The sequence below is a fragment of the Oleiphilus sp. HI0132 genome, assembly GCF_001635845.1.
Window position 1 is genome coordinate 1 of the sequence record NZ_LWGJ01001099.1, and the last position, 4,638, is coordinate 4,638.

Annotated in this window: 6 protein-coding genes; 5 read left to right on the plus strand and 1 reads right to left on the minus strand. The window is 43.1% G+C overall.

Translation table 11 applies throughout. The features are described from left to right. The 5 genes from A3766_RS14485 to A3766_RS14505 all read left to right on the plus strand — a co-directional run. Positions 1 to 625, plus strand: a 625-nt coding sequence (locus A3766_RS14485) for a TetR/AcrR family transcriptional regulator (RefSeq protein WP_068642415.1), incomplete at its 5' end; no start/stop codon positions are given. Positions 626 to 665: 40 nt separating this feature from the next. Further along, entirely contained in the window at positions 666 to 1,196 is a 531-nt protein-coding gene (locus A3766_RS14490; RefSeq protein WP_082865388.1) for a L,D-transpeptidase, read from the plus strand. Between the two features lie 25 nt (positions 1,197 to 1,221). Beyond that, positions 1,222 to 2,247, plus strand: a complete 1,026-nt coding sequence (nagZ, locus tag A3766_RS14495; RefSeq protein ID WP_068507086.1) for a beta-N-acetylhexosaminidase — start codon at positions 1,222 to 1,224, stop codon at positions 2,245 to 2,247. A 30-nt stretch (positions 2,248 to 2,277) separates the two neighbouring features. Further along, positions 2,278 to 3,405: a mechanosensitive ion channel family protein gene (locus A3766_RS14500; RefSeq protein WP_082865387.1), complete on the plus strand. Its 1,128-nt coding sequence runs from the start codon at positions 2,278 to 2,280 to the stop codon at positions 3,403 to 3,405. 56 nt (positions 3,406 to 3,461) lie between these two features. Beyond that, positions 3,462 to 4,199, plus strand: coding sequence for an S-methyl-5'-thioinosine phosphorylase (locus tag A3766_RS14505; RefSeq protein WP_068507088.1), 738 nt, complete (start codon positions 3,462 to 3,464; stop codon positions 4,197 to 4,199). Between the two features lie 92 nt (positions 4,200 to 4,291). Here A3766_RS14505 and A3766_RS14510 read toward each other — a convergent pair whose 3' ends face one another. Beyond that, positions 4,292 to 4,501, minus strand: a complete 210-nt coding sequence (locus tag A3766_RS14510; protein WP_068507091.1) for a hypothetical protein — start codon at positions 4,499 to 4,501, stop codon at positions 4,292 to 4,294. Positions 4,502 to 4,638: the final 137 nt, after the last annotated feature.

Here is a 4,638-nt window from a genome sequence, read left to right on the forward strand (position 1 = left end):
TGTTAACCGAATACTTGATGCTGCCGAGGTTCTCTTTGCTGAAAAGGGCTTCTCAGAAACTTCACTAAGAATGATTACGGGCAAAGCCGGTGTCAACTTAGCGGCGGTTAACTATCATTTTGGTTCAAAAAATGCGCTTATCCAGGCAGTGTTTAATCGCTTTCTTGCACCGCTAAATGAGTTAATGGTTGAAGGTCTGCGCGAGAATAACTGGGACAATGAAGGTTGCACACCAAGTATAGAAGATGTTCTAAGGTTGTACACGAGTAGTCTGTTAAAGATACCTACACGCAATAAAAATGGTGTTTCTATATTTATGCGAATGCTTGGCCTTGCTTATACTCAATCACAAGGTCATTTGCGTAAATACTTAGAAGACGAGTATGCAAAAACTTTCTGGCCTTTCTTAAATCTGCTTAAGGATATTACGCCAGAGCTATCGACGGCTGAGCGTTTCTGGAGAACTCAATTTGTTATCGGTGCAACAGCCTTTACAATGTCCAGTATTCAGCAGTTATCTGACATTCTGTCGAATAAGCCGGATTCTGAGGTGGATACAGAAAAAGTCGTTAATTACCTTGTGCCATTTCTAGCAGCCGGATTGAGCGCAGCTCCTGTTAACTGATTTTCTGCTCGCTGCTCATGACATAGGGAGTGTGAAGTGAATGCCGTTTGAACCAGGACTTAGACGCTCGTTAGAGAGTGAATTTTCCCTTTGTCAGCCCAGAATCGAAGTTAATGTAAAGTTACAGCAGCTGACTTTGTTTAATGAAAACAAAGTGGCTCGTTTTAGTGTGTCCACCGCCCTTAACGGAGTTGGACAGTTTAGCGATTCAGGTTGTACGCCTTTAGGTTATCACTATATTCGCGCTAAAATTGGTGCCAATTCTCCTATTAATACGGTCTTTGCCGGGCGTCGCCCAACAGGTGAGATCTACTCAGCTAAGCTTGCAAATAATTTCCCCGAACGAGACTGGATTCTGACGCGCATTATGTGGTTAAGCGGACTTGAGCCTGGCTATAACCGCTTGGCTAAAGTTGATAGTATGAGGCGCTATATTTACATTCATGGCACCCCTGACTCTGAACCAATGGGGCAGCCTTTGTCTCATGGCTGTATTCGGATGCGTAACAAAGATGTAATGGATTTATTTTCTCGTGTTTGTGTCGGGACGCGTGTTTTAATTAAAGAATAGTTTCTTTGATAGAGTAATAGTGAATATGAAGGAAAACAATATTGGCCCGCTGATGCTTGATGTGGCAGGGACTGAGTTGAATGAAGAAGAAAAACAGGTCTTATCTAGTCCGGTTGTTGGGGGAGTTATTCTCTTCTCAAGAAATTACCTGAACCCTGGTCAATTGACTAAGCTAATCTCGGAGATCCGGGAGTGCTCAAGCAATCTTATTATCGCCGTTGATCACGAAGGTGGACGCGTTCAGCGATTTCGCGAAGGGTTCACGCGAATACCGCCAATGAGGTCTCTTGACCGGGTTTATCAAGAGGATAAAGCGCAGGGCTTAAAGCAAGCTTTTGATCTGGGTTGGTTAATCGCGGCAGAGCTAATTGCATTTGATATTGATATCAGCTTTACGCCAGTATTAGATCGCGACCATGGTGTTTCTGAAGTAATCGGCGATAGAGCATTTTCCTGCGATCTTGAGACGATTACTGCTTTATCTTCATCGCTGGTTTCAGGTATGAAAGAAGCAGGCATGGCTTCTACAGGGAAGCATTTTCCTGGTCATGGAGCGGTTGTTGCTGATTCACATCATGAGATCCCGGAAGACAATCGTAGTCTAGAGCAGATCATGCAAAATGATACGATTGTTTTTGAGCGCTTAATCCCATTAGGGCTTGATGCATTGATGCCTGCTCATGTCATTTATAGCCAGGTAGATAATCAACCCGCTGGCTTTTCCAATGTTTGGATGCAGGATATTCTGCGAGGAAAGTTTGGATTTGAGGGGGTTATATTTAGTGATGACTTGTCAATGGAAGGTGCTAGTGTTGCAGGCAGCTATGTCGCGCGTGCAGATGCGGCTTTGTCTGCTGGTTGTGATATGGTGCTTGTCTGTAACAATCCAGATGCTGCGCAAGAAGTGAGGCTGCATTTGGAATCTTTGCTGCAGCAAGGTGATCTAACCGTCGATAATCAAAGACTCAAACGAATGCGCTACCAAGCAAGCAAAAAACTAAGTATCGAAGATGTTAAGGCATCTGAGGTATGGAAGACCTATAACAAATAGCATCTTAATAAAAATTAGGGGTGGGGTAGTATGAATTGGAATATTTTGAATACCTTCTTATTAAATAGCGGGCTCGAAAACTTGCTTGTTCGTCAAGTTGTCGAGATTTCGATTATTCTATTGCTAACCGGTTTGATTAGTTTCTTATCTAAAGTATTCCTTAAGCGCGTTGAAGCGCAGTTTCTTAAAACGCGTAACTTGTGGGATGACACTTTACTTCATTCTTCACGATCACCGATAGCTTTGGTTATTTGGTTACTCGGTTTGTCCTGGATTGCTTATAGTGTTCAGCGTCAATCAGGTGTTGACCTTTCAGTATTTATTAGTAATACGCAACAAATAATCATCGTTTTTTGCCTGGTGTGGTTTGTTGTCCGATTTATTTCGGGCGGCGAGAAGATCGTTGTTTGTGGCGAAAAGATGAAGCAGCCAATGGATGAAACAACAGTTTCGGCTATTGGTAAGTTATTGCGTGCAATTGTTATTATTATTGGCGTATTAGTCGTGCTACAGACCATGGGTTATAGCATGAGTGGTGTCCTAGCGTTTGGTGGTGTCGGTGGTCTCGCCGTGGGCTTTGCTGCAAAGGATCTGTTGGCCAATTTTTTTGGTGGCTTAATGATCTACCTGGATCGACCTTTCAAGGTTGGCGATTGGGTTCGCTCACCCGATAAGGAAATTGAAGGTACTGTAATTAAAATTGGCTGGCGCTTAACCACCATAAAAACCTTCGATAAACGGCCATTGTATGTGCCAAACTCTGTATTTACGAACATATCAGTTCAAAACCCGTCACGTATGAGCCATAGAAGAGTCTATGAAACGATTGGTATTCGATACGATGATGCCGCCGCGCTGCCTCGTATTATTAGCAATGTTAAGGCTATGCTATTGCAGCACCCTGAAATTGATACCACACAAACCCTTATCGTAAACTTTAATGCCTACGCGGCGTCATCCTTGGACTTCTTTATCTACACCTTCACCAAAACAACTGATTGGATTAAATATCATGAAGTTAAGCAGGATGTCTTAATTCGTGTTTACGACATTATTGCAGCCGAGAATGCAGAGATTGCTTTTCCAACCTCTACTTTGCATATGCCAGAGGCCTTACGCATTGAAGGTGAGATAAAAGGGCAATCGCCACAAGACTAATAAGATGATGACTCAATTGGTTAATGACTAGCCTTGAGCTTTAAGTGGGAATTTATATGTTAGGAATTATCGGTGGAACAGGCTTTGGTTCAATGTCGGGTGCTGAGCTTGTAGAGCAGCTATGGCCAAGTACGCCTTTCGGAGAAACCAGTGGCCCAGTTGTGATAAGTGCACTAAACGGGCTTAAGTTTGCGTTCATGGCGCGTCACGGTAATCCTCACCGTATTCCTCCTCATTTGATAAATTATCGTGCCAACCTCTTTGCCATGAAGCAAGCAGGTGTCGATAGAATTATCGCAATTAACGCGGTAGGCGGAATTCATGAAAAGCTCGGCCCGGGTAATCTTTCCATTCCAGACCAAATTATTGATTACACTTATGGGCGTGAACACACTATATATGATGGCATTCATTGCGAAACTGTTGATCATATCGACTTCACCAAGCCGTACTCTGAAACATTGAGAGCAAAACTTCTTCGCTCAGCAAGCGCGGTGTCATTTGATGTCTTGGATGGTGGAGTTTACGGTGCTACTCAGGGGCCGAGATTAGAGTCATCAGCTGAAATACTTCGTTGTAAGGCTGAAGGCTGCGATATGGTCGGAATGACGGGCATGCCTGAAGCTGCGCTAGCAAGAGAATTGGAGTTGGACTATGCCTGTATTGCCTTGAGTGCGAATTGGGCAGCAGGTTTGTCAGATACGCCTATTACAATGGCAGATATAAAAGAGGCAGTTTCGAAAGCGTCAGCACGCGTAAGCGAGCTGATTTTTCAAGATCTGGGAAGTTTATAGTCGAGCAATTAAGCAGCGGGTTCTGTTAGCTGACAATGTGTGTCACACAAATCCCGCTGCTGCAGTTAAGAGGTGGTATTCGGGAATGTTTGTTAGCTTGCTTTCTTAGTTAGTTGGTTTTGATACATTTCTCGAATTTGCTCTGCTGAGTACTTGTCTACAGTTATGTGGTTAAATTCAACTAGGTGTAATGCAGGGGAGCTTGGTAGTTCTTGATCAATTAACTCGGTGCCATTCGAATTTCTTGGCGCTGTATTTTGTTTCGCTAAACGACTTGCTTCTTTAGATGCTTTTGTTGTCATATCAAACCTTCCAGAGAGAAAACTTCTTAAGCGGTACATATAAAATATAAACTACCTTGGCTGGGATTTCACTTAATTTTATTCATAGCCTTAGACTATTAAGTTCTGATTGATAATAAGTATAAGCCCTTTGCACA

What these genes read in the sequence shown, in the direction of transcription:
- A3766_RS14490 (WP_082865388.1), top strand. Translation starts at nt 666, where the DNA reads ATGCCGTTTGAACCAGGACTTAGACGCTCGTTAGAGAGTGAATTTTCC.
- nagZ (WP_068507086.1), top strand. Translation starts at nt 1,222, where the DNA reads ATGAAGGAAAACAATATTGGCCCGCTGATGCTTGATGTGGCAGGGACT.
- A3766_RS14500 (WP_082865387.1), top strand. Translation starts at nt 2,278, where the DNA reads ATGAATTGGAATATTTTGAATACCTTCTTATTAAATAGCGGGCTCGAA.
- A3766_RS14505 (WP_068507088.1), top strand. Translation starts at nt 3,462, where the DNA reads ATGTTAGGAATTATCGGTGGAACAGGCTTTGGTTCAATGTCGGGTGCT.
- A3766_RS14510 (WP_068507091.1), bottom strand. Translation starts at nt 4,501, where the DNA reads ATGACAACAAAAGCATCTAAAGAAGCAAGTCGTTTAGCGAAACAAAAT.